Source organism: Candidatus Bipolaricaulota bacterium, assembly GCA_021159055.1.
GTDB lineage: Bacteria > Bipolaricaulota > Bipolaricaulia > UBA7950 > UBA9294 > S016-54.
Map to the genome: position 1 here is coordinate 1 of JAGGSO010000072.1, position 1411 is coordinate 1411.

Annotated in this window: 1 protein-coding gene; it reads left to right on the plus strand. The window is 41.8% G+C overall.

Features of this window, described 5'->3' with window-relative positions; translation table 11 throughout:
• The coding region (locus J7J55_03610; GenBank protein MCD6141794.1) for a PKD domain-containing protein at positions 1–1374 on the plus strand (1374 nt) is incomplete at its 5' end.
• Positions 1375–1411 lie beyond the last annotated feature (37 nt).

A 1411-nucleotide genomic window follows, 5' to 3' on the forward strand; every position in this document is an offset into this window, starting at 1 on the left:
AAATTCAACAGACCCCCTCCTAATCCAGATTTCTTAACTACACCACCAAATCCAACAAGAGCTGATTTTGTACATTTCTATGACAAATCCACCGGCAGTATAACGTCATGGCAGTGGGATTTTGGAGACGGAAGCATATCAAATGATGAAAATCCTTCTCATAAATATTCGGGCAAGGGAACATTCACTGTAACACTCACGGTCAGCGGCCCAACAGGAGAGGATACGAAAAGCAAACAGATTGTTGTTTCAAATGCTCCTCCACTCCCATCATTTTCATACAATCCTCCAAACCCTTTAGAAAATCAATCGGTTTCTTTCGATGCCTCTTATTCAACTGACCCCGATGGAAGCATTTCTTCATATGCCTGGAACTTCGGAGACGGCTCGACAGGTAGCGGCAAAGTGGTGCAGCATACCTATTCATCTGAAGGAACATATACTGTTGTATTGACAGTTACTGACAATGATGGTATGCATCTTTCAATCCAAAAAAATATCAGGGTAAGCAAAGAGAAAAAACCCCCTTTTGCTAATTTCAGTTATACGCCTCTGCATCCGGTTGCCTGCGGCATCATTCAGTTTATTGATATGTCTTATGATGAGGACGGGGATATATCGAACTATACATGGAATTTCGGAGACGGAAATATAAGCTACGGGAAAAACCCGACCCATAATTATAGTAATGAGGGGGAATACAATGTTACACTTATCGTGACAGACAATGACGGAGAAATCGGCATGTTTTCAAAGAATATAGAGGTTTTGCCCCCATTGCCGGATCTGACTGTGAGAAAAATTCAATCTTCTGTATCAAAAGAGGGAGTGAAAGTTATCGTAACTGTGAGAAATGAGGGGGTTAAAGAGGCAAAGGGTTTTTCCTGCACTCTTGAAACGGATGGAGAAATATACGATACAGAATTTATAGATAATCTTCTCCCGGGTGATGAGATAAACATCTCCTTTTATGCAAATTTGTCGGGGGGAAAACACCTGCTCAACGCCTCGGTTGACCCAGGCAACATTGTGGAGGAGAACAATGAGAGCAATAACTACATGACATACTGCATCTCTATCCACTCTTCGTCCTCATGGCAAATCGAGTGGTGGGCAGCTTTATTCGTTCTCATGGCAGCAATAGCAATAATCGCCATTCTTTTCAAAAGGAAGAAAGCATATACTGCAGACTCTAAAGAAAGAAAAGTGAGGGTGGAGCCGGAGGAGGAGGTGAACCGTTGCCTTGTTTGTCTCGGAAAAATAAAGTCAGGCTCGCCGTTCGTAAAATGTGACTGCGGTGCTGTTTTCCATAGAAGCTGTGCAGAAAGGATAAAAAAGTGCCCGAACTGTGGAAAAGAATTGAATTTGAAATAATGAGTAAGTACTGCTTTGTTCACACATATATTAATAA